Source organism: Ruegeria sp. C2 (genome assembly GCF_056537765.1).
Genome location: NZ_JBQFRZ010000001.1, coordinates 686,818 through 709,475, shown reverse-complemented (window position 1 = coordinate 709,475; position 22,658 = coordinate 686,818). Strand labels below are relative to the sequence as shown.

Here is a 22,658-nt window from a genome sequence, read left to right as displayed (position 1 = left end):
CGGGTTAAGACCCGCCTTTTAAGTTTGTTCAATGGGCTGTTGCAGAGGGGCCGGCACCCTCGGCCACCTTGGCCGCAGCTGCAGCGGCCTCCTCGGCAGCTTCGTCCCATTCAATCGGCTCGGGTTCGCGAACCAATGAATGCTCCAGAACTTCCGAGACGTGCTCGACCGGAATGATCTCCAGCCCCTCTTTCACGTTGTCGGGGATATCCGCCAAGTCCTTCTCATTCTCTTCGGGAATGAGCACGGTCTTGATCCCGCCACGCAGGGCCGCGAGCAGTTTCTCTTTCAACCCACCAATCGGCATCGCATTGCCGCGCAGCGAAACCTCGCCTGTCATGGCGATGTCCTTGCGCACCGGAATACCGGTCAGCACCGAAACGATCGACGTGACCATCGCCAGACCAGCGCTTGGACCATCCTTGGGCGTCGCCCCGTCAGGAACGTGGACGTGGATGTCCAGCTTGTCGAACTGAGGCGGCTTCACCCCGATCTTGGGAGAAATCGACCGAACATAGGACGAGGCCGCATCGATGGATTCCTTCATCACATCGCCCAGCTTACCCGTGGTTTTCATCCGCCCCTTACCGGGCAGTTTCAGCGCCTCGATATGCAGCAGATCACCACCGACCGATGTCCAGGCCAGACCGGTGACGACACCAACCTGATCGTCCTGTTCAGCAAGGCCATAACGGAACTTTGGCACACCAAGGAAATCATCCAGATTATCAGGCGTCACCTTCACGGTTTCCGCCTCTTTCTTGATGATCTTGGTCAACGATTTCCGTGCAACTTTGGCGATCTCACGTTCAAGGTTCCGCACGCCCGCCTCACGGGTGTAGGTACGGATCATCTTTTGCAACGCCTCATCAGTCAGCTCAAATTCCTTGGCCTTGAGGCCATGGTTCTTGACCTGCTTGCCGATCAGGTGCTGCTTGGCGATCTCGCTCTTTTCCTCTTCGGTGTAACCGGCCAGCGGGATGATCTCCATCCGGTCCAGCAGAGGCCCGGGCATGTTATAGCTGTTCGACGTGGTCAGGAACATCACGTTGGACAGGTCATATTCGACCTCAAGATAGTGGTCCATGAACGTGCTGTTCTGTTCCGGATCCAACACCTCAAGCATTGCCGAAGCCGGATCGCCACGGAAGTCCTGCCCCATCTTGTCGATCTCGTCGAGCAGGATGAGAGGGTTCGTAGTCTTCGCCTTTTTCAGCGCCTGAATGATCTTACCAGGCATCGAACCGATATAGGTCCGGCGGTGACCGCGGATCTCGGATTCATCGCGCACACCACCCAGCGAGATGCGAATGAACTCGCGCCCCGTCGCTTTCGCAACGGACTTACCCAGCGAGGTTTTACCCACGCCCGGAGGTCCAACAAGGCACAGGATCGGGCCTTTCAGCTTTTTCGAGCGTTGCTGAACCGCCAGATACTCGACGATCCGCTCTTTGACCTTCTCAAGCCCATAATGATCGGCGTCCAGAATGTCCTGCGCGCGGCCCAGATCCTTTTTGACGCGGGACTTGGTGCCCCATGGCAGCGACAGAATCCAGTCCAGATAGTTGCGCACAACGGTGGCCTCGGCCGACATGGGCGACATGTTCTTGAGCTTCTTCAGCTCACCATCCGCCTTCTCGCGCGCCTCTTTCGACAGCTTGGTCTCGGCGATTTTGGCTTCCAGCTCGGCAACCTCGTTGCTGCCGTCCTCACCATCACCCAGTTCCTTCTGAATGGCCTTCATCTGCTCATTCAGATAATACTCGCGCTGCGTCTTCTCCATCTGGGTTTTGACGCGGGTCTTGATCTTTTTCTCGACCTGCAGAACGGACATTTCGCCCTGCATCAGGCCATAGACCTTCTCAAGCCGCTCGCTGACCGAGAGCGTCTCCAGCAGTTCCTGCTTTTGCTCAACTTCAATGCCGAGGTGACCCGATACGAGGTCGGCCAGTTTCGCAGGCTCGGTGGTTTCACCCACTGCGGCCAGTGCTTCTTCGGGAATATTCTTGCGCACTTTTGCATAGCGCTCGAACTCATCGGCGACGGTACGCAGCAGCGCCTCGGTCGTTGTGACATCACCGGGAATCTCGGTCAGATACTCGGCACGGGCTTCGAAGAAGTCTTCGTTTTCAAGGAATTCGGTGATCTGCACCCGCGCCTGCCCCTCGACCAGCACCTTAACGGTGCCATCAGGCAGCTTCAGCAGTTGCAGCACATTGGCCAGCACACCCGAACGGTAGATTCCGTCCATATCCGGATCATCATCGCTGGGGTCCATTTGGCTGGACAACAGAATTTGCTTGTCATCCTGCATCACCTCTTCCAGCGCGCGCACCGATTTGTCTCGGCCCACGAACAGCGGCACGATCATATGTGGGAACACCACTATGTCGCGCAGCGGCAGAACGGGGTATGAGGAATTCAGAGGCTCTTGCATGCTCTATCCTTATCGTTGGCAAGACGGCACCAGTCCCTAATTCAGGCAACCTTTGGCCGTCTCCTGTCTTGGACGATTAAGGTGGGGCACCTGTTCCCCCATTTCAACCTCATCGCCACCTGTCGTGAAGCAGCATGACCTGATGATTTGGCGACTGCAAGGCGTCGTGCGCACATATCCACCGTTTTTGCCATCCCAGCCCATCATCGTGGACGTATTGAGCCCAATTCAGCGTCAAAATATCCTTTGTTTGGCACGTGACAGGAAGAAACCGTGACCGACCTCGTTCCTGCACTCCAGACCCTTCATGGACGAGTGACAGACAAATCCGCCAAACTGACCGGTAGCCCCGTAATCTGCGCGGTCGAACCCATCTCGAAACTGGCTGACTGGTTGGCACAGCATTCTCACCGCACCTTGGTTGGTCATAAAGAAATCATGTCCCCAATCCGAGTTACAGTCGGCAGGCTTAGGCAGCGCCGGTGCGCCTGACCGTTCGATGATCGTGCAGGACAGGTCCGACGTTCCGGGCTCCTGCCCCACTACACATTGGATGTTCTCAGATGGTGTTTCAAACGTCCAAACATCGGCGTGTGCGGCAGAGAGCAGGAAAAACGATGCAAAAATAGCAATAATACGAGGCATTGAGTCCTCCTGAACATAACAAGAAAATTTTCTGAAATAGAATGTAATCAGAATAGCAGAAAATGCTCTGTTTGTCACTGTGCTCAAAGCGGCTCGATATCACCTTGCTCACGTTGCGCGTGGAACTGAGCCTGCCAGTCGGCAAATGTGCCGGATGCAATCGCACCGCGCATGCCCTGCATGATTTCCTGAAAATAATGCAGGTTATGCCATGTCAGCAGCATTCCCGAGATCATCTCATTCGAGCGAAACACGTGGTGCAGGTATGCGCGAGAGTAGTTAGAGCACGCTGGACAGCTGCACTGCTCATCCAGCGGACGCGGGTCGTCGGCATGACGGGCATTCTTTATGTTGACCACACCATAGCGCGTGAACACCTGCCCCGTACGGCCAGAGCGGGACGGCAGGACGCAATCCATCATATCCACGCCACGGGCGACAGCACCGACGATATCATCCGGTTTACCCACTCCCATCAGATAGCGCGGCCTGTCTTGCGGCAGAAACTCGGGTGCGTAATCGAGGCAGTCAAACATCGCTTCCTGCCCCTCACCCACGGCAAGACCGCCGATGGCGTAACCTTCGAACCCGATCGTCTTGAGCGCCTCGGCGCTTTCTTCACGCAGATCCTGCTCCAGCCCGCCCTGCATAATCCCGAACAGAGCGTGACCGGGGCGGTCCCCGAACGCCTCGCGCGACCGCTCGGCCCACCGCATCGACAGGCGCATGGATTCGGCGATCCGGTCGCGATCTGCCGGCAGCGCCGGGCATTCATCGAAACACATGACAATGTCCGAACCCAGCAGGCGTTGGATTTCCATCGAGCGTTCAGGGGTCAATTCATGCTTGGAGCCATCGACGTGAGACTTAAAGGTGACACCCTTTTCAGTCAGCTTGCGCAGACCCGCCAGCGACATCACCTGAAACCCGCCCGAGTCCGTGAGGATGGGACGGTCCCAGTTCATGAACTTGTGCAAACCGCCCAATCGATCGATCCGCTCAGCCGTGGGGCGCAACATCAGATGGTAGGTGTTGCCCAGCAGAATATCAGCACCCGTCGCGCGCACGCTTTCGGGCATCATCGCTTTGACCGTCGCAGCCGTACCTACAGGCATAAACGCTGGCGTTCGCACCTCTCCACGTGGCGTGTTGATCACGCCTGTCCGGGCCTTACCGTCGGTGGCTTTCAGATCGAAAGAAAATCGCTGAGTCATGTCATCGCCTTGGGTCGCTGAACCGGGCAGGCTTTGCCCGATCTACAGGTGCAATGCAACCCGTCAGGGCAGCGAGGCCACACGCTCGGTAAACAGGCGCACGACCCTTGCCCCATCCACATCGCGGCAAACCCTTACAGGTGGCCGTGAGGAGTTCGGTCGCGTCGCGCCAATTTCAGGCCCATCAAGCGCCACATGCAAACCCGTTTCAACAACCTCGAACATCGGTTCATGCGTGCAGGCGATGACAGCCGTCGAGTCATGCAGACCGCAGCCTTCAAGGCCCCCGACCTCTTTGTAAAACCTCAGATAGAACCGCGAGATATCACGCAGAAAACCGCCCATATCCGGGGAACGTTCGGCCAGAGCTTCAAAATCGGCGGTTTCGTAGAGTGTTTTCAGAGTCACGTCCAAGCCCACAAGCACCGTAGGCGGTGGTGCCGCAAACACTTCATCGGCGGCTTTGGCGTCATGATATATGTTCGCCTCGGCATGTTCGGTGATATTTCCCGGACAGAAAACAGCACCACCCATGATGACCAATTTGCCAAGGTTGCCCGCGAATTCAGGATCCAGGCGCATCGCATCCGCAATATTGGTCAACGGACCAACCGCGCAAACCACCAACTCTTCACGATGCGAGCGTGCCATTTCGACAAGAAATTCAGCCGCAGGCAACGGATGGTTCTGACCGGTATCTTCAATTTCCGTCAGATCACCAAAGCCTTCGGGACCGTGCACATGCTCTGATGGCGAATGTGCAGTTTCACCAATCGCATAAGGCGCCCCTTCTGCCACGGGAATGCTCAGCCTCAGTTTGTCCACAAGAAACCGCGCATTGCGACTGGACTGATGTACATGCGTATTGCCGAACACGGTTGTCAGGCCGATCAGGTCAATTTCGGAAGCGGCGGCGGCATAAGCGATCGCCATTGCGTCGTCGATACCAGGGTCTGTGTCGATAATCAGTTTCATCCCTGCCGGATATCGCAAACACACGCGGGATGCAAAGCGGCCACAGCACGGAAATTCCGCCCGGTATTAACGCTTTCAAAGACTTGCATTCCTGCCCTCACAATCCATACCAGAGTTGAAATCGGGCGACTCAATCCCCAAATGTATACTATAGTACACAAATAATGAGGACAGTATGACAGAAGACCAGATTATCGGACTGCTTACATCGAACATTATCTACCTGCTGGCAGCGGCGCTAATTGCCATTGTTATCTTCAAAGGCATCAAGATCGTGCCACAATCAGAGAAATACGTGGTCGAACGGTTCGGCCGCCTACATTCTGTGCTTGGGCCTGGGATCAATTTTATCGTTCCATTTCTTGATGTTGCCCGCCACAAGATATCCATCCTTGAGCGCCAGTTGCCGAATGCAACGCAGGACGCGATCACCAAGGACAACGTTCTGGTGCAGATCGATACCTCGGTGTTTTACCGTATTCTGGAACCTGAAAAGACGGTCTATCGCATCCGCGATGTAGACGGCGCAATTGCCACAACTGTGGCCGGTATCGTGCGTGCGGAAATCGGTAAGATGGATCTGGATGAGGTGCAGTCGAACCGCGCACAACTGATTGAACGCATTCAGGAAAGCGTCGAAACCGCTGTCGATGACTGGGGCATCGAAGTGACCCGCGCCGAGATTCTGGATGTGAACCTCGATCAGGCCACCCGCGACGCGATGCTGCAACAGCTGAATGCCGAACGTGCCCGCCGTGCGCAGGTGACCGAGGCCGAAGGTCAAAAACGCGCCGTTGAGCTGCAGGCTGATGCCGAGCTTTATGCAGCGGAACAGACGGCAAAAGCTCGCCGTATCTCGGCTGAGGCCGAAGCTTATGCGACACAGGTCGTGGCCAAAGCCATTCAGGACAACGGGTTGGAAGCAGCGCAGTATCAGGTCGCCCTTAAGCAGGTGGAAGCGCTCAATGCCCTGGGCAATGGCACCGGTTCTCAGACCATCGTTGTGCCCGCAAACGCCCTTGAAGCCTTCGGCAATGCGTTTAACATGCTGAAAGGAGGCAAATGATGGCCGATCCCTTTTGGCTGACATGGTGGATCTGGCTGGCCGGAGCGCTTGCTCTGGCCATCCTCGAAGTCGCCCTGCCTGGCTTCATCTTCCTGGGCTTTGCCATCGGCGCAGCCATTACCGGAGTGATTTTGGTGATCCCGGGCCTTGCGCCCTCCCTGCCGGTTCTTCTGCTGATCTTCGCGGCTCTGTCGCTGATCGCATGGTTGGTGCTGCGCCGCATGTTTGCCCTGCCTCACGGTCAGGTCAAAACCTTCAAGCACGATATCAATGACTGAACCGTCGTGGCGCCTGAACAGGCGCTGCGGCACCTCTGGACGCTGCCCGACACTTTCCCTATATAATTTCTCAGGTAACAAACCCGAGGCTTAAATGACCCATCCCAGCGAACAGTTCGAAGGCACCCCGCTGATTGCGCCTTCGACCATCGACCACCCTCTTTATGAACCCGTGGTCGAAGCATGCCGGACAGTGTTTGACCCCGAGATTCCGGTCAATATCTATGACCTCGGATTGATTTACACGATCGACATCACCACCGAGAACGCCGTTAAGGTCATCATGACCCTGACCGCCCCCGGATGCCCGGTCGCAGGCGAAATGCCCGGCTGGATCGTGGAAGCCATCGAACCCGTTGCAGGCGTCAAGGAAGTGGACGTTGAACTGACATGGGAGCCGCCCTGGGGCATGGAGATGATGTCGGACGAAGCCCGACTTGAGCTTGGGTTCATGTAACCCGCGCATCTATCCACAGATTTTTTCCGTTTGTCATAAAACGGTTATGAGCCTGTTACCAATCCGTGTAGTTTTCGACATGAAAGCCCGGCACTTTTGCCGCGTTGGCACAGACGATCCCTGCTGTGTCAGTGCTCCGGGTAAAAGACTGATTGCCGCCCCCATATGACCTGTTCCGGATCACGGACCGCCCTTGCCCGAGGGCGGTCTTTTTTTGCAGGCTATTTAATACCGCAGGTCGATCTAATCTCTGCCGCCCGTTCGTCCAGCTGCTTTATGTAATCCCCCGACAACATCTTGAGATGCTTGTTCTCGGTCCCTGTGACCAGCCCCAACAAAGCGCCGGCGGGCAAGATCGAAACGACGCTTTCGACTTGTTGATCCTCGGCGTGCTTTTTCTCGGCCGCAATTGCGCGCAAATCACCCGGAGCGGTGGCGCAATTCACCGGGTGCCGTTTGCTGTCATCTGCAGCCATCGCCGGACAAGCCAAAGCCAGCCCAATCACGGTCGCAAATGCCCTTGTACCAACCAAGCGTTGAACTGCCATCGGTCCTTACCTTTCTGAAAACTTGCCCGCATAGAGCAGGCTAAAGCCTTGCGACCCCTCATGACAACCCGCTGCGGTCAGAGGAATTGAACACGCGGTCTCTTGAGCCCAGCGCGCGTCGGCCTTAGATTAGGTGTAACGCGCGAAAACGGAGCCCACCATGTTTGGCATTCCCGGCAAACAAGCCGTGACCATGACAGAAAAAGCAGCTGCCCAAATTGTTCAGCTGATGCAATCCGGCGGTCATGCCGGTCTGCGCATCGGTGTGAAGAAAGGCGGCTGTGCCGGTATGGAATATACCATGGATTATGTCGATGAAGCCGACCCCAATGACGAGGTGGTCGAGCAAGACGGCGCACGCGTGATGATTGCCCCCATGGCCCAGATGTTCCTGTTCGGAACCGAGATCGATTATGAGGTCTCGCTGCTTGAATCCGGCTTCAAATTTCGCAACCCGAATGTGGTCGATGCCTGTGGCTGTGGAGAATCGATCAAATTCGACGAAACACTGGCAGCGCAGCGTTAAGACGCAGCTTGAAGGTGCACGTAGGTCTCATTGAAACGGCGTGTCAGATGCTCACCCGCCCGGATTAGCTGCCCTGAGCCCGGCGGGGCGACGTTGGTATCGTAAGACGGATTAAAGAACAGCGGGACCGAGATCCGCTCGTCCGCACCGCCTATCACCCTATGAAGGGTCGCTTTAACCTCGCCACCGGTCCAGAATTCCAGCATCTCGCCAAAATTGATGATGAATGCGCCCGGAGCGGCCTCGACGGCCTGCCACGTACCATCCGGCATGCGCACCTCAAGACCCGGCGCACCGTCGGTAGCCAGTAGTGTCAGGCAGCCATAGTCGGTGTGTGCGGCAATCCCGAAATCCTTTTTCCCAGCCCAATCAGGCCGTTGCGGATAGAAGTTACCGCGCAGCAAAGCCATGGGTGTATCGAATGAGGCATCGAAACTCTGCGCGTCACGGCCAAGTGCCACAGCAATCGCACGCAAAACACGCATCGCAACAGCACTGGCTTCGGTGTAGTAAGCTTGGATTACCGTTCGAAACTCAGCCACATCGGGCCAGAGATTGGGTGCGTAAACGCTCAACCCGCGATCGGCATAGGGATCGCCGGACGACAATTCATATCCGCAGTCGAACACTTCCTTGTAGTCCGGGTTTGCGTCCGGATCGACCTGCTCGGACTGAGAGGCACCCCAGCCACGATTAGAGCCGGTCACGGCCATATCGACGGCCTGTTTAATCTCATTGGGTTGATGGAAGAACGAGCGATAGGCCGCAATAACCTGACGGACGCGATCAGCCTCAAGCCCCGTGTTGGACACGGTCAAAAAGCCGACGCACCCAACGGCGTCTTTCAGCTTTGCCAGCTCTGTTGGATCGCGCAGATCCAGCTTGGCAAGGTCAAGGTTTTCGATCATGTCACCCTCAGCATTTTCACGCGCAATCTGTCGTTACTGCGCCCGGACTGCAACCGGAATTGTAAGCACTGCGCGAGGGTGATATCCGAAACACATAACGGATAATGCGGAGGGATCGCGATGCGGCGCAAACTGGCGGCAGGCAACTGGAAAATGAACGGCACAAGCACCGCGTTGGGCGAGCTTGAGAAGCTGGCGATTGCGCACCCCTCTTCGCCGATCGACATCCTGATCTGCCCGCCCGCGACGTTGCTGCACCGCGCTTCGGGTATGGTCAGCGGGACTGAGATCGCCGTTGGCGGTCAGGATTGCCATGCCGCAGCCTCGGGTGCGCATACAGGTGATCTAAGCGCCGACATGTTGCTTGATGCAGGCGCCTCGGCAGTGATCCTTGGGCATTCAGAGCGGCGTGAGGACCACGGGGAACAGAACGAAGATGTTCGCGCCAAGGCGCGCGCGGCGATGGATGCCGGTTTGAAGGCGATCATATGCGTTGGTGAAAGCCTCGAACAACGCGACGCTGCGAACACGTTGGACATTATTGGCGGGCAGATGTCAGGCTCAATCCCGGATCAGTCGACGGGTGAGAATCTGATCGTGGCTTATGAGCCGATCTGGGCCATCGGTACCGGCAAAGTTCCCACACTGGAAGAGATCGGTGAGGTTCATGACTTCATCCGCGCCCGCCTGGAACGCCGCTTTGGCGAGGGCGTGGGCCGCTCAGTGCGCCTGCTTTACGGTGGGTCGGTCAAACCTAGCAACGCTGCCGAGATATTTGGTGTGTCCAATGTCGACGGAGCATTGGTTGGCGGTGCCAGCCTGAAGGCCGACGATTTCTCGGGTATTATTCGCGCGCTCGAAGCCGCGTGAGCATGATCAGTCTATTCGGCTATATCTTCGGCCCATAGCTCGGGCTTTTCTTCGATAAAGCGTTTCATGAGCGCGATACAGTCGGGGTCATCCGCGATGATGACCTCGACCCCGCGTGAGCGCAGGAAATCTTCGTTGCCGCCGAAATTCTGATTCTCACCAACAACGACGCGTGGGATTCCGAACTGAATGATCGTGCCCGAACACATCATGCACGGCGACAAAGAGGTGTAGAGCACGGTATCACGGTAGGTCCTCTGCCGCCCCGCCTTACGCAGCGCATCCATTTCGCCATGGGCGATCGGGTCGCCACCTTGGACGCGCTGATTGCGTCCCTGCGAGACGACCTCGCCGCCCCGTGCCAGCACCGAACCGATAGGACAACCACCCTCGTCAAACCCCGCTTTCGCTTCGTCATAGGCAAGGCGAAGCAGGCGTGCATCGGTATCGGTCAACATGGGCAGTATCCTATTGAATCGCCACACCAAGCTGCCCGACCCCGTTTCAGGCGTCAACGCTTAGGCCAGCTTCATCACCACTAGGCCGGTGACAATCAGGACGGCCGCAAGGATACGCATCGGGGTCAGAGCTTCACCGAGAAACAGAATGCCAACGGTGAACGCGCCGACAGCGCCAATCCCGGTCCAGATGGTATAGGCGGTGCCCAAGGGCAGGTCCCGCATCGCCAGCGCAAGCAGGCCAAAGGACCCGACCATCGAGACACTCATGATCGCCGTCGGCCACAGCCGTGTAAAACCGGCGGCTTGCTTCATTGCGACGGCCCAGACAATCTCAAGCAGGCCAGCGAACAACAGTAGTATCCAGGGCATAAGAACACCTCACTTCGAATTCGGGTCGTCCCGAATGGTCATCCATGGTGGTGAGGTCGTCCTCGAACGCCTAGATATGCGCTCGGGCACTGGTTTCAAGGCATAAAAAAACCGGGCAGCTGAGCCACCCGGCTTAGACTGGTTGCCCAATCCTAGTTGGTTATGATCTCCGGCCCCATGAAGGTGTTGGGCAGGAAGGTTGATATCCACGGGATATAGGTGACCATGATCAGGAAGACGAAGAGCACGGCCAGGAACGGCAGCGCCGCTTTCACCACGCTCATCATCGGCATTCCCGCCACGCCCGAGGTCACGAACAGGTTCAGACCGACCGGAGGCGTGATCATCCCAATCTCCATGTTCACCACCATGATGATACCCAGATGGATCGGGTCGATACCTAGCTCGATTGCAATCGGAAACACCAGCGGTGCAACGATGACTAACAGGCCCGAGGGCTCCATGAACTGACCACCGATCAGCAGGATCACGTTGACCACGATCAGGAAGGTTACCGGCCCCAGACCCGCCGACAACATGGCGCTGGCAATGTGCTGCGGCACCTGCTCGTCCGTCAGCACGTGCTTGAGGATCAGCGCGTTGGCGATCACGAACAGCAGCGTAACAGTCAGTTTACCCGCCTCGAACAGCGTATGTTTGGTATCGGGATGGAAGAAGGCTGTCACCAGTGCGTAAGGTTTTTTGAGCAGCGGTACATTGGGTTGGCCCTCTTCGGTGCTGAGCGGCCCCATGTCCTTGTAGACAAAGCTTGCGATCAGGAAGGCATAGACAGCAGCAACCGCGGCAGCCTCCGTCGGCGTAAAGATACCGCCGTAGATACCGCCCAGAATGATCACGATCAGGAATAGCCCCCAACCGGCTTCGCGCGCCGAGACAAAAATCTCACCCCAGCCCTTCCAGTCTCCCTTGGGAAGGTTCTTGACCTTCGCCATCACATAAATCGTGATCATCAGCATCAGACCGGCCATCAGGCCCGGTATCACGCCCGCCAAGAACATCCGACCGACCGAGACCTCAACGGCGGCCGCATAAACAACCATCACGATAGAGGGCGGGATCAGGATGCCCAGCGTACCCGCGTTACAGATCACACCGGCTGCGAATTCCTTGGAATAGCCCACCTGCCGCATACCGGCGATGACGATCGAACCGATGGCCACAACCGTCGCTGGGGACGATCCTGACAGTGCGGCGAACAGCATACAGGCGAAGACGCCTGCAATCGCCAGACCGCCCGGCAGATGCCCGACACAAGCAATCGAAAACCGGATGATCCGGCGCGCCACGCCACCGGTCGTCATGAAGGACGACGCGAGGATGAAGAACGGAATCGCCAGAAGGGTAAAGTGCCCCTCAAACGCTTCGAACAGAGTGCCCGCGACCGAGGCCAGAGAGCTGTCGGAATAGATCAACAGGAACAGGGTCGAACTGAGGCCCAGAGCCACTGCAATCGGAACACCGATCAGCAGAAGGCCAACGACCATCGAGAAAAGAAGAACGACGTCCATCAGTTATGCTCCCCTTGCTGAGCGCGGACTTCTTCGATCTCGTCCTCTACTTCGTGGCTGGCAACAAGGCGGTCGGTCTCGCCGCGCCAGATTTGAACTGCAACCTGAGAAAAGCGGATGACCAGCAGCAGCATGGAAACCGGCAACACCAGATAAGGGATCACCTTAGGGATCTTCTCGTACCCCTCGCCATAGTTGATCAGATCTTCCAGAAACCGCAGCGGGGCAACCATGGGAATGTCATCCACTTCGTAAAAACTCTGGCTGCGCGCTCCGGTGTCGAACCCGGTCGGGAACCAACGGCCCGAGGTCGGCGGAAGGTCTGCAAAGACCGCCCAATAGTCGTACGAACCCTTCAGCAGCAGCAACGAGAACACCAGACAACAGGCCACCGCGATCAACGCAAGTATGCGACGCGGCGCCGGCGCCAGCATGTTCAGGATCGCGTCCACACCCAGATGCGCGTGTTTCTTCACGGCATAAGATGCGCCTAAAAGCACCAGCCAGCCGAAGGTGAATACCGTCAGCTCAAGCGCCCATAGAATGTTGGAATTGAACACAAACCGCGCAATTACGTTGGCGAAGGTGACGACCGTCATCACGCCCAACAAAAGCGCGATCATCGTCTCTTCGATATGGTCGACCAGCCCGCCTTGGCCGGGTTTCGCACCAGACATCTCTCTGTCCCCGCATTTTTTGTGATGAGAGTAAAAGGTTGGCGGGCCTCACAGCGGCCCGCCCGGCCTGCGCGTCGATAACTCCCCAGTCCCCCGACGCGCGGCCTCAACCGGGATCAGAACCCGGCGTTGATCGCTTGGGCTGCGTCGATCTTGTCCTGACCGACGTCATCCGCGAATTTGTCCCAGACGGGCTTCATCGCATCGACCCATGCCTGACGCTGATCGGGATTCAGGTCGCGGATGATACCGCCCGCATCGGTGATCGAGGCTTTGGCCGCTTCGTTCACGGCGAAGGCTTCCTTGTTCCGGGTCTCGGTCACCTCAGACAGAATGGTCAGGAACTGATCGCGAACCTCCGGCTCCAGGCTGTCGAGCCAGTCAACCGAGGTCACCACTAGGTAATCGATAATGCCATGGTTGGTTTCGGTGATGCCGTCCTGCACCTCGAAGAACTTCTTGCCGTAGATGTTCGACCAGGTGTTCTCCTGCCCGTCCACAACGCCCTGCTGCAGCGCGCCATAGACTTCCGAGAATGCCATCTTCTGCGGGCTGCCGCCGATGGCCTCCATCTGCGCGACCAGCACATCCGAGCTTTGAACGCGGAACTTCAGGCCATCCGCGTCCGAAGGATCGACCAGAGGTTTGTTAGCAGACATCTGCTTCATACCATTATGCCAAAACGCCAAACCCTGCAGGCCACGGCGCTGCATGCTGTCCTTCATCGCCTGCCCCGCATCCGAGGCCTGGAACGCGTCGACAGCGTCGATGTTCTTGAACATGAACGGCAGGTCGAACAGGCGGAACTGTTTGGTGAATTTTTCGAACTTCGACAGTGAGGGCGCAGCCAGTTGCACATCACCCTGCAGCATCGCCTCCAGCACTTTGTCATCGTTGTAGAGGGTCGAGTTGGGGAACACCTCCATACACATTACCCCATTCATCTCATCATTCACGCGCTGTTCCAGCAGTGATGCGGCGATGCCCTTGGGGTGTTTGTCAGAGTTGGTCACATGCGCAAACTTGACCACGATCTCACCATCGTCGCAGGCGGCCATGCCTGCAGTGGCAGTCACAGTAAGCGCAAGTGCAGTAGCGGCTGTTGCCAGGAATTTCATCAGTTTTGTCCTCCCAGACTTCCTTGAGATTTCCGTCAGGCGCCTGACCAGCGCCATATGCGACGCAGTGAAGCGAATCGCCGCAACGCTCTCAAGAATTTGTTTTTGCGAATATGGATTCGGTGTTTCTATATTTATATCATATGTTTAACTAGATCCTTTGCTGATATCTCAACAAAGCGACCCCAACACTGTGCGGAATCTCGCACAGCGAAATTCAGCGCTGTGCGGATTTCCGCACAATCGCGAATCATTCCTGCCGAATCGAGTTGTCTCGCCTGACGCGCAACCGCAGACCGCACCAGCGGACTGCCCGGCCCAACGGCTTTGACGGCATGATAATGCTGTCAAAACGGGCGGGAGCTCTTGTTACCTGCGATAATCCTCGGGGCGAATCTGGTAACGCGCAAGTTTGTCGTAGAAGGTTTTGCGCGGCAGCTTCAACGCCTTCGCCGCATCAGCAGCCTTGCCATTGTGGCGACCCAGCGCTGCGATCAGCAGCGACCGCTCAACCCGGGCAAGCTGCTCGCTCAAGCCCAGATCACCGGCCTCGGCAACTTCTTCGGGCATCCCCAGCACAAACCGCATTGCAGCCGACATCAACGACCGGGCATTCCCCGGCCAATCCTGCCCCATGAGCGAGGCAAGATGTTCGGGCATCACCTCAGGCTCTGCAATGCCGGCTTGCTCGGCTGCCTGTGCAACGTAATGGCGGAAAATGACCGGGATATCCTCGGGGCGCTCAGACAAAGAAGGTATGCGCACACGCATTACGTCGAGACGATAGAACAGATCTGCATTGAACCGTCCCAAAGTAACGAGTTCAGACAAGTCCATAGTCGTTCCCGCGATGATACGTGCCTCTGATCCCTGCTCGATCAACTCCAGAGTCGCGTATTGCGTGGCATCGGACATGGCCGAAACCTCATCCAGAAACAGCGACCCTCCCGAGGCGTCGTCGCATCCCTTCCTCAGTTCCTCGACGGTCAGCCCCGACGCAGACCGTTTGACAAACGGACCCTGCCCGCCCGGAGACATCAGATGCACAACCTCTGCCACCTTGGAAATACCGCTGCCCACCGGACCAGTGACAAGCACCTCGGCCCGCGTCGGCGCCACTGCGCGCACACGTTCACGTAAGGCTTCGGCTTGCTCGGACAGTCCAAACAGTATCCGCGCAGCGGGATCACCGCGTTCCAGCTCGCTCTTTTGTTCGCGCAACTGAAGGACCTCGGCCCGCGCACTGAAAGCGCGTTCCAGAACAGACAGCAGATCGGCAGCAGCACAGGGTTTTTCCAGAAAATCAAACGCACCCTGCCCCATCGCTTGTACAGCCATGGGAATATCCCCTTCGCCTGTCAACAGAACAACCGGCAATTCCGGGTCAACCTCACGCGCATAACTCAACAGGTGAAACCCATCCCGCCCCGGCATTCGGATGTCCGAGACGATCACTCCTTCAAAGTCGCGCCGGATATGATCCTTGGCGGCCACGAAAGAACCGGCAGCAACAGGTTCGTACTCGGCCAGTTCCAGCGTCTGGGCCAACGCCTCACGCACAGCCGAGTCATCATCCACCAAAAGAACCTTACGGATCATGCGATCTTGTCCTCATCATAGGGTTCTAGTTCGACAGTGAACTCGGCCCCGTCTTCGGTGTTCGCGCCTCGGATGTCCCCTCCGAAACTCTGCACCAAGCCGTATGAGATGGACAGCCCCAGCCCCATCCCTTCCGAGCTGCCTACCGTCTTCGTGGTATAGAACGGCTCAAACACCCGGTCCGGATCCTTGATGCCGGGACCGGTATCACGCACCGATACGCGAATACGCTCCTCTTCGGTCAGGCGGATCGAAATCCGACGCGAGGCCTGATCTGCCATGGCATCCACCGCGTTGTTGATCAGGTTAACGAAAACCTGACCCAACCGTACTTCTCCACCCCAAGCATAAACCTCGACCTCGGGCGGCGACCAATCCAGCGTCACATCTTCATCGCGCAACCGGGCCTCAGTCAGTTCGACGGCGGTGTTTAGAACCTGAACCAGATCGACTTTCCCCATCGGCTCGCTTTCGTTGCGGGCAAATGCGCGCAAGTTCTTGATGATCCGCGCCATGCGCGCCGCCATGTCGGAAATACGACCCAGATTTTCGCCCGCTCTTTCACCCTTGCCTCGTTCCAGAAAGGCCGAACCGTTATCCGCGAACTGACGGATCGCCATCAGCGGCTGGTTCAGCTCATGACTGATCCCGGCTGACATCTTGCCAAGCGCGCTCAGTTTACCGGCCTGCACCAGATCTGCCTGCGCCTGTTTCAGCGCCGCCTCAGCCTCTTGCCGCTCCGCTACCTCGCGCCGCAACGCCGAGTTCGCCGCCGTCAGGGCGCGAGTACGCTGCGCAACACGGCTCTCCAATACCGTGTTGGCCAAAGCCAGCGTACGACGACGTTCCGAGGCCAGAAACAACAGCGCGCCAAAGGCAAAACAGATCGCGGCAACGGCTGCGGCCTGCAATCCTGCCAGACGCCGCGCCGGGGCGACATCGACTAAAACCTCGGCTGTCATATCGATCACGGGTAACGCAAGTGTCAGATGCAGAGCGCGGCGCGGGAAGTAGCGTCCCCATCCCAACCGCCAGAGTTCATGCCCGCCCACCAGTGTTGAGGCGAAATCAACCGATTGACCATCCGGTGGCGTCAGGCCCGGCTGCCCATCCGCACGCTGCCAGAACAGCAGATCCGACCTGTTGGAGATGAATACAACCCCATTGGCGTCGACGAAAAACACAGCCTCGGTGCTGCCACGCCACGTCTGCTCAACATCCTGCACATCGGCCACGACCATCAACGCACCCACAACCCGGCCCGCAGGACCAAAGGCCGGAGCAACGTAAGAATAGATCCGATCCCCACTGCCCGGCATGACCCCATGCGCGCTGCCGAGCGCACCCTGCATGGCGCGTTCAAACGCCGGATGTTCAGCCATATCTGTTTGCGCAACAGGCTGTGCCGAAGCCAGAACCCGGCCATCCGGTGCCAGATAGATCACGTTAACCGCCGCTGTCTTATCCGCCACATCCAACAGGACCGATTGCGCGGTTCGAACCTGCGTCGGAGTCCCAAGCGCCCGCAATGCCGGATGATCCGCCATCAACGCAGCAACCTCCTGATACACCTGCATCTGAGTGCTCAATCGGTCTGCTGCCAGCTCAAGATCAGCCTCGGCCTGCTGACTCAGTTGAGTCAGCGCCTGACGGTAACCATAAGTCCAGACTGTTGCCGACAACAAAGCAACCGCACACAGAAACCCGGCAATGATCCAAACCCGTTGCATGTCATAGGGTCTTGCATTCGCAGCGACCGGTGGCAAGTGTGCAGCGCATGAAGACACTGTCCCAATCCCCCACCGACCCTGGTTTTGTACAAAACCCTTACCCATTCTATGACACCGCACGCGCGTTCGGCGATCTGTTCTATTGGGAAGAATATGGGATGGTTGCTGCTGTTTCTCATAAATCCGTACAGACTCTGCTGAAAGATCGTCGCTTCGGACGCGAAATCCCGTCAGAACTAGCCGAGCCAGGCCCGGATCACCTCGCGCCCTGGCTCGCAATCGAAGCGCATTCGATGCTGGAGCTCGAACCACCCCGTCACACACGGCTGCGCGCGCTCGTGTTAAGGGCTTTCACGACGCGTGCCATCGCAGATCTTGCACCCGCGCTCGAAACGCTCTGCCATGCGCTAGTTGATCAGTTTCCGGACGAGCCTTTCGATCTTCTGCAAGCCTATTGCACACAGGTGCCGGTGATCACCATCTGTCGTCTATTGGGGGTGCCCGAGAACATGGCACCGCAGCTTCTGGACTGGTCACACGCGATGGTCGCGATGTATCAGGCCAGCCGCACACGCCAGACCGAAGACGCCGCCGCACGCGCCTCGACCGAGTTTACACGTTTCCTCGAAGGCTACATCGAAACACGCCGCAAGGATCCGCGCGATGACCTGATCACGCGCCTGATCGCTGCCGAAGAAGATGGTGCCAAGCTTTCGCGTGAGGAGCTGATCACAACCTGTATCCTGTTGCTCAATGCCGGTCACGAGGCGACTGTTCACGCCCTTGGAAATGGCGTAAAAACAATCCTCGAAACCGGCACTCAGGAGCAGATTGCTTCCCCAGACATCATAGACAACATGGTCGAAGAGATACTGCGCTTCGATCCGCCCCTGCATCAGTTCACCCGCTATGCTTACGAAGATGTCGAAGTCTTCGGGCACAAATTTGCACGCGGAGAGCAGGTCGCCCTGCTTCTGGGTGCCGCCAACCGAGATCCATTAGTCTGGAACGCCCCCAACAGCTTCGATCCAACCCGCCGGATCAGCGCCAATACCAGCTTCGGCGGAGGCTTGCATTTCTGCGTCGGAGCCCCGCTCGCCCGCCTTGAAATGAGGATCGCTTTACCGATTTTGTTCAGCAGATGCCCCAATTTGACACTACTGAACAAACCGGAATACTCGAACAGCTACCATTTCCATGGCCTGACCGAGCTGAAAGTTAGCATCTGAAGCCATCGGGTCGCGCGTGCCGCGCGATACCTCCGGCGGAGGTGTTTTGCGCCAGATGAAGAACGGATCCCTGCTTCATCTGGCTATAAATATCTCGGGGGAGTCGCCACACGGCGACGGGGGCAGCGCCCCCCCCCTTTTGTCGATCAGTATCAAGCAGAGCTCGTCACATTCAGCGGCAACATCGTGGTGGACTTGATTTCTTCCATCGACAACAGAGCGGTCACGTTGTGCACCCGCACCTCTGATATCAGGGCTTGGTAGAAGGCATCATAAGCACGCGCGTTTTTGACACGCACTTTCAGGATGTAATCGATATCCCCCGCCAATCGGTGGGCCTCTTGCACCTCCGGGCGGTCACGCAGAGCCTGCAGAAACTTCTTTTGCCAATCGGCTTCATGCTCGGACGTGCGGATCAACACAAAGAAAGTTGCCTCAAAACCAAGTGCTTCGGCGTCGAGCAGCACAGTCTGCTGACCGATCACTCCGGCCCCTTTCAGCTTGCGAATGCGATTCCAGACCGGGGTCTTGGAACTGCCGACCCGTGCCGCGATTTCGTCAAGTGATTGGCTGGCGTCTCGTTGTAGTTCAGCCAGAATTTTCCGATCCGTGTCGTCTATGCGCACCGACATTCCATTATTTCCCTAGATTCAGAACAGAAGCCCCACGATCCCCATCAAAAAGAACGAACGTTCTTATTTACCAAGAGATATGGCGCTTAAGTGGGAATATTTCCTATATTGTCACTCAAGTCAAACAACCTGAACAGCAATGCGCTGACGCCTGTAAACAACGAGGACCTTGCCTGATGCCCCGCGCTTTTACTCCCAAAGTGGTTACAGCCAACGATCTGTTGGAAGGCGATGTGATTTATCTGACCGAAGATGATCGCTGGTCCCGCGAACTCTCCGAGGCCGAATTGATCACGGATGAAGCTCACGCCCAGCTGCGTTTGCTGGATGCAGAGCGTCAGGTCAACAAGATTGTTGGTGCCTATCTGGCGGATGCCGTGGCCGGAGACAACGGCCCCGAACCCACACATTTCCGGGAAGATTTCCGTCGGACTGGTCCGTCCAACTATGCCCACGGCAAACAGGAAACTTCCCCGCAGCCCCGAGCCTGATCACAGGCTCTCTCTCCCCTCTTCAAGGCCCCGGGTTCGGGGCTGCAACTAAGGACAGCTAATCATGTATCGCTACTCCGAGTTCGACACAGCATTTTTGGCAGAACGTAATGCGCAATTCCGCGCACAGGTCGAGCGCCGCATTGACGGCTCATTGACCGAAGACGAATTCAAGCCACTGCGCTTGATGAATGGCCTGTATCTGCAACTGCACGCTTACATGCTGCGCGTTGCAATTCCTTATGGCACACTGAGCAGCGCACAGATGCGCCAACTAGCCCTGCTGGCTGAGAAGTGGGACAAGGGCTACGGCCATTTCACCACCCGCCAAAACATCCAATACAACTGGCCGAAATTGAACGACGTGCCAGACATGCTGGACGCGCTGGCCGAGGTTGGTATGCACGCCATTCAAACCTCGGGCAACACCATCCGCAACGTGACCGCCGACCATTTCGCCGGTGCCGCCGCGGATGAGGTCGCCGACCCGCGCCCTTATGCCGAACTGCTGCGCCAGTGGTCCACCGACCACCCGGAATTCCAGTTCATGCCACGCAAGTTCAAGATCGCCATCACCGGTTCGGAAAATGACCGCGCAGTGATCAAGGCACATGACATCGGCCTGCAACTGGTTGAGCGTGACGGCGTTCTGGGCGCTCGTGTCATCGTGGGTGGTGGCCTGGGTCGCACGCCGATGATCGGCAAAGAACTGTCCGAGTTCGTCGCCTTTGACGACCTGCTGGCCTATCTCGAAGCCACCGTGTCGGTCTGGAACCAGATCGGCCGCCGCGACAACAAGTACAAGGCACGCATCAAGATCACCGTGCATGAACATGGCATTGACGCCATCCGCGCCAAGGTCAACGAGCGCTTCCTGCAGGTGCGCCCGCAGTTCAAAGGCGCCGATATGAACCTGCTGGAAGAGATCAAGGGCCACTTCGCGCCCCCGACCTTCCGCGAAGGTTCGGTTACGTCGTTTGAATCCGCCTATACCAACGATCCGGTCTTCCGCTCGTGGGTCGACACCAATATCGCGCCGCACAAGAACGCAGACCACGCGATTGTCACGATCTCGATCAAGAAACACGGCCAGACGCCGGGTGATGCAACCGCCGAGCAGATGCGTGTGATGGCCGATCTGGCTGAAGAGTTCGCCTATGATGAACTGCGCATCAGCCACGAGCAGAACGTGATCCTGCCGCATGTCCACAAGTCGGACTTGCCCGCAATCCATGCGAAGCTGAAAGAATATGAACTGGCCACAGCCAATATTGGCCTGATCAGCGACATCATCGCCTGCCCCGGTATGGATTATTGTGCACTGGCGACAGCACGCTCGATCCCGGTTGCACAGGAAATCGCAACTCGGTTCGATGACCTGAAGCTTGAGCATGATATCGGTCACCTGAAGATCAAGATTTCGGGCTGCATCAACGCCTGTGGCCACCACCACGTGGGCCATATCGGTATCCTTGGCCTGGATCGCGCAGGCGTTGAGAACTACCAGATCACGCTGGGTGGCGACGGTACCGAAACGGCTGCCATCGGCGACCGCACCGGTCCGGGCTTTGCCTATGATGAGATCGTTCCGGCAGTCGAGCGGATCGTGAACACCTATCTGGAACAGCGCGACAGCGCCGAAGAGGAATTCCTGCAAACCTACCGTCGCGTCGGCATGGCTCCGTTCAAGGCTGCCCTTTACCCCGAGGCTCAGGCGAATGCCGCTTGACCTGATCCAGACGGAACTGGGCAAAGACCGCAGCGTACTGACAGAAAAAGTCGAAGCGCTGAACGCCCGGTTCCGGCACCACTCTGCTCACGACGTGATGCACGGTGCCATCGAAGAGATCGACGAGCTCGCCCTCGTGTCCAGTTTCGGGGCGGAGTCGGTGGTGTTGCTGCACATGGCGGCGGTGGTCGACAAGATGACCCCGGTGCTGTTCATCGACACTCAGATGCTGTTCACCGAAACGCTGGAATACCAGCAAGAGGTTAGCGAGCGCCTGGGGTTGCGCAATGTCAGGATCATCCACGCGGATGAGGAAGACGTTCAACGTGACGATCCTTACGGTGCTCTGCACCTGCGTGACACCGATGCGTGCTGCAATCTGCGCAAGACCTTCCCGCTGCAACAGGCGCTGACGGGGTATTGCGGCTGGATCAGCGGGCGCAAGCGGTTTCAGGCAGGCACCCGAGCTGCGCTTGAGTTCTTTGAGGTCGAGGACGGAACGGGTCGGATCAAGGTCAATCCGCTGGCCCATTGGACTCCCGAAGACGTGCGCACCTATATGGACGAAAACAACCTGCCCCGGCATCCGCTGGTGGCCAAAGGTTACCCCTCGATCGGCTGTGCGCCCTGCACCTCGCCGGTCAAAGAAGGCGAAGACCCGCGCGCCGGACGTTGGCGCAACCAGAACAAAGAAGAATGCGGCATCCATTTTGTCGATGGCAAGATAGTCCGCACCGGAGAGAAAACATGAATGTAATCGTAACGGATGAGGGCTTCGCCCCCGATGACTGGACTGACGGCTATGTCACGCTGGACGATGCAGCAAATGACGTGGTCGCGCTGGATGTTGCCTCGGACACTGACCCGGATGAACTGGTCGAACGTCTGGGCAGCGCAAAAATGGTGCGCGTAGATTTTCCGTCTTCGGCGGATGGACGAGGTTTCACAATCGCTCGCGTTCTGCGCCTGAAAGGCTATACCGGCCGCCTGCGCGCCAAGGGGCACGTACTGGCCGATCAATACGCCATGGCACGGCGCAGCGGCTTTGATGAGGTCGAGATCGATCACAATCTGGCCAACCGCCAGCCCGAGGATCAATGGCTTGCGCGCGCCAATTGGCAGGACAACAACTATCAGGCTCGACTGCGCGGCTGAATCAACCATCGCCTG

General features: G+C 57.5%; 24 protein-coding genes. 10 read left to right on the top strand and 14 right to left on the bottom strand.

Annotation, left to right across the window (positions count from 1 at the left end):
- Positions 1–28 precede the first annotated feature (28 nt).
- From lon to ACR0IV_RS03515, 4 genes are all read right to left on the bottom strand, one after another.
- Positions 29–2,437, bottom strand: a complete 2,409-nt coding sequence (gene lon, locus ACR0IV_RS03530; protein ID WP_480657822.1) for an endopeptidase La — start codon at positions 2,435–2,437, stop codon at positions 29–31.
- Between the two features lie 234 nt (positions 2,438–2,671).
- A complete protein-coding gene (locus ACR0IV_RS03525) occupies positions 2,672–3,082 on the bottom strand; it encodes a DUF6636 domain-containing protein (protein ID WP_480657823.1) in 411 nt (136 codons plus the stop codon).
- Between the two features lie 83 nt (positions 3,083–3,165).
- A complete protein-coding gene (gene tgt, locus ACR0IV_RS03520) occupies positions 3,166–4,296 on the bottom strand; it encodes a tRNA guanosine(34) transglycosylase Tgt (RefSeq protein WP_480657824.1) in 1,131 nt (376 codons plus the stop codon).
- A gap of 63 nt (positions 4,297–4,359) precedes the next feature.
- On the bottom strand, positions 4,360–5,271 hold the full coding sequence (locus ACR0IV_RS03515; RefSeq protein ID WP_480657826.1) for a nucleoside hydrolase: 912 nt from the start codon (positions 5,269–5,271) through the stop codon (positions 4,360–4,362).
- Positions 5,272–5,446: 175 nt separating this feature from the next.
- Between ACR0IV_RS03515 and ACR0IV_RS03510 the strand changes: the two genes are divergently transcribed.
- From ACR0IV_RS03510 to ACR0IV_RS03500, 3 genes are all read left to right on the top strand, one after another.
- Complete coding sequence (locus tag ACR0IV_RS03510; protein ID WP_480469942.1) at positions 5,447–6,337, top strand: SPFH domain-containing protein; 891 nt, start codon at positions 5,447–5,449, stop codon at positions 6,335–6,337.
- Positions 6,337–6,615, top strand: coding sequence for an NfeD family protein (locus ACR0IV_RS03505; RefSeq protein WP_480657827.1), 279 nt, complete (start codon positions 6,337–6,339; stop codon positions 6,613–6,615). Before ACR0IV_RS03510 ends, ACR0IV_RS03505 begins: the two co-directional genes overlap by 1 nt.
- Positions 6,616–6,709: 94 nt before the next feature.
- A complete protein-coding gene (locus tag ACR0IV_RS03500) occupies positions 6,710–7,072 on the top strand; it encodes an SUF system Fe-S cluster assembly protein (protein WP_480657828.1) in 363 nt (120 codons plus the stop codon).
- 221 nt (positions 7,073–7,293) lie between these two features.
- Here ACR0IV_RS03500 and ACR0IV_RS03495 read toward each other — a convergent pair whose 3' ends face one another.
- Positions 7,294–7,620, bottom strand: a complete 327-nt coding sequence (locus ACR0IV_RS03495) for a hypothetical protein (protein ID WP_480657830.1) — start codon at positions 7,618–7,620, stop codon at positions 7,294–7,296.
- A gap of 160 nt (positions 7,621–7,780) precedes the next feature.
- Between ACR0IV_RS03495 and ACR0IV_RS03490 the strand changes: the two genes are divergently transcribed.
- The gene (locus ACR0IV_RS03490; RefSeq protein WP_480657831.1) at positions 7,781–8,146 is read left to right on the top strand and encodes a HesB/IscA family protein; all 366 of its coding nucleotides are present in this window, start codon (positions 7,781–7,783) and stop codon (positions 8,144–8,146) included.
- On the opposite strand, the gene ACR0IV_RS03485 is transcribed toward ACR0IV_RS03490, so the two are convergent.
- Positions 8,143–9,054 (bottom strand): isopenicillin N synthase family dioxygenase, encoded by a 912-nt coding sequence (locus tag ACR0IV_RS03485; protein ID WP_480657833.1) that lies wholly within the window; start codon positions 9,052–9,054, stop codon positions 8,143–8,145. The two genes, ACR0IV_RS03490 and ACR0IV_RS03485, sit on opposite strands and share 4 nt — an antisense overlap.
- Before the next feature lie 120 nt (positions 9,055–9,174).
- Here ACR0IV_RS03485 and tpiA point away from each other — a divergent pair, with 120 nt between their 5' ends.
- On the top strand, positions 9,175–9,924 hold the full coding sequence (gene tpiA / locus ACR0IV_RS03480; RefSeq protein ID WP_480657834.1) for a triose-phosphate isomerase: 750 nt from the start codon (positions 9,175–9,177) through the stop codon (positions 9,922–9,924).
- Between the two features lie 11 nt (positions 9,925–9,935).
- On the opposite strand, the gene ACR0IV_RS03475 is transcribed toward tpiA, so the two are convergent.
- From ACR0IV_RS03475 to ACR0IV_RS03445, 7 genes are all read right to left on the bottom strand, one after another.
- On the bottom strand, positions 9,936–10,382 hold the full coding sequence (locus ACR0IV_RS03475; protein ID WP_480657836.1) for a nucleoside deaminase: 447 nt from the start codon (positions 10,380–10,382) through the stop codon (positions 9,936–9,938).
- A gap of 60 nt (positions 10,383–10,442) precedes the next feature.
- The gene (locus ACR0IV_RS03470; RefSeq protein WP_480657838.1) at positions 10,443–10,754 is read right to left on the bottom strand and encodes a DMT family transporter; all 312 of its coding nucleotides are present in this window, start codon (positions 10,752–10,754) and stop codon (positions 10,443–10,445) included.
- A gap of 152 nt (positions 10,755–10,906) precedes the next feature.
- On the bottom strand, positions 10,907–12,283 hold the full coding sequence (locus tag ACR0IV_RS03465) for a TRAP transporter large permease (RefSeq protein ID WP_480469951.1): 1,377 nt from the start codon (positions 12,281–12,283) through the stop codon (positions 10,907–10,909).
- The gene (locus tag ACR0IV_RS03460; protein ID WP_480469952.1) at positions 12,283–12,960 is read right to left on the bottom strand and encodes a TRAP transporter small permease; all 678 of its coding nucleotides are present in this window, start codon (positions 12,958–12,960) and stop codon (positions 12,283–12,285) included. Before ACR0IV_RS03460 ends, ACR0IV_RS03465 begins: the two co-directional genes overlap by 1 nt.
- A gap of 116 nt (positions 12,961–13,076) precedes the next feature.
- A complete protein-coding gene (locus ACR0IV_RS03455; protein WP_480469953.1) occupies positions 13,077–14,078 on the bottom strand; it encodes a DctP family TRAP transporter solute-binding subunit in 1,002 nt (333 codons plus the stop codon).
- Positions 14,079–14,447: 369 nt separating this feature from the next.
- A complete protein-coding gene (locus tag ACR0IV_RS03450; RefSeq protein WP_480657840.1) occupies positions 14,448–15,677 on the bottom strand; it encodes a sigma-54-dependent transcriptional regulator in 1,230 nt (409 codons plus the stop codon).
- Positions 15,674–17,407, bottom strand: coding sequence for a sensor histidine kinase (locus ACR0IV_RS03445; RefSeq protein WP_480657842.1), 1,734 nt, complete (start codon positions 17,405–17,407; stop codon positions 15,674–15,676). The genes ACR0IV_RS03450 and ACR0IV_RS03445 overlap by 4 nt, the downstream gene beginning before the upstream one ends.
- A 47-nt stretch (positions 17,408–17,454) precedes the next feature.
- Between ACR0IV_RS03445 and ACR0IV_RS03440 the strand changes: the two genes are divergently transcribed.
- Entirely contained in the window at positions 17,455–18,636 is a 1,182-nt protein-coding gene (locus ACR0IV_RS03440) for a cytochrome P450 (RefSeq protein ID WP_480657843.1), read from the top strand.
- Positions 18,637–18,788: 152 nt separating this feature from the next.
- Here ACR0IV_RS03440 and ACR0IV_RS03435 read toward each other — a convergent pair whose 3' ends face one another.
- The gene (locus tag ACR0IV_RS03435; protein ID WP_480657845.1) at positions 18,789–19,268 is read right to left on the bottom strand and encodes an Lrp/AsnC family transcriptional regulator; all 480 of its coding nucleotides are present in this window, start codon (positions 19,266–19,268) and stop codon (positions 18,789–18,791) included.
- A 176-nt stretch (positions 19,269–19,444) separates the two neighbouring features.
- On the opposite strand from ACR0IV_RS03435, the gene ACR0IV_RS03430 reads away from it, so the two are divergent.
- From ACR0IV_RS03430 to ACR0IV_RS03415, 4 genes are all read left to right on the top strand, one after another.
- Positions 19,445–19,759 carry a DUF2849 domain-containing protein gene (locus tag ACR0IV_RS03430; RefSeq protein WP_480469958.1) on the top strand — a complete coding sequence of 105 codons (315 nt, stop codon included), beginning with the start codon at positions 19,445–19,447 and terminating at the stop codon, positions 19,757–19,759.
- 64 nt (positions 19,760–19,823) lie between these two features.
- Entirely contained in the window at positions 19,824–21,488 is a 1,665-nt protein-coding gene (locus ACR0IV_RS03425) for a nitrite/sulfite reductase (protein WP_480657846.1), read from the top strand.
- Positions 21,478–22,239 carry a phosphoadenylyl-sulfate reductase gene (locus tag ACR0IV_RS03420; protein ID WP_480657847.1) on the top strand — a complete coding sequence of 254 codons (762 nt, stop codon included), beginning with the start codon at positions 21,478–21,480 and terminating at the stop codon, positions 22,237–22,239. The genes ACR0IV_RS03425 and ACR0IV_RS03420 overlap by 11 nt, the downstream gene beginning before the upstream one ends.
- Positions 22,236–22,643, top strand: coding sequence for a DUF934 domain-containing protein (locus ACR0IV_RS03415; RefSeq protein ID WP_480469961.1), 408 nt, complete (start codon positions 22,236–22,238; stop codon positions 22,641–22,643). The genes ACR0IV_RS03420 and ACR0IV_RS03415 overlap by 4 nt, the downstream gene beginning before the upstream one ends.
- Positions 22,644–22,658 lie beyond the last annotated feature (15 nt).